The organism is Vibrio sp. YT-19(2023) (genome assembly GCF_033337395.1).
This window is the reverse complement of the sequence record NZ_JAWOQN010001203.1, coordinates 1-509: the sequence shown is the minus strand read 5'-3', so window position 1 is coordinate 509 and position 509 is coordinate 1. Positions and strand designations below refer to the sequence as shown.

Below are 509 nucleotides of genomic sequence, written 5' to 3'. Positions count from 1 at the left end.
ACATGCAATGGGTCATCTTAGAAACAGACTGCCCATATTTGGCGCCAGTGCCGCATCGCGGTAAACGCAATGAGCCAGCTTACACGTCGCTCGTCGCGCAGCGAGTGGCAGATTTGCGTGGTGAAGAGGTCGCCATCATAGATGCTATCACCACGGAAAATGCAAAAAACTTATTCAAAATTTAAGCAAGACAACAAACGCAACAAGCGGCCACACTAGGTCGCTTTTTTATTGCCTAAACGGTTGGGTGAACAGGCCAAACCTGAAACGACTCAACCAGCAATACTGTAGTGTTGATAGACATAACTATTAACTTGTAACCCTACCCACTTCGCATCATGCGTATTCCATCAGTACGCTTCTTGTGACTGTCGACAACTCGACACATTCTTTTCTTATACTGCTATTCGCCTACGTCTTAGCACAGGTGTAAAACAACATGAATACGGATATTGAAATGTGTACACATGGTGCTTACTTGCAACGCGTACCACGCAACTTTTTTCAAA

At 45.0% G+C, this 509-nt stretch carries 1 protein-coding gene; it reads left to right on the top strand.

What is annotated here, in order from left to right:
- On the top strand, nt 1-185 hold a 185-nt coding region (locus R7E78_RS30840; RefSeq protein WP_318059232.1), incomplete at its 5' end, for a TatD family hydrolase.
- Between the last annotated feature and the right edge of the window lie 324 nt (nt 186-509).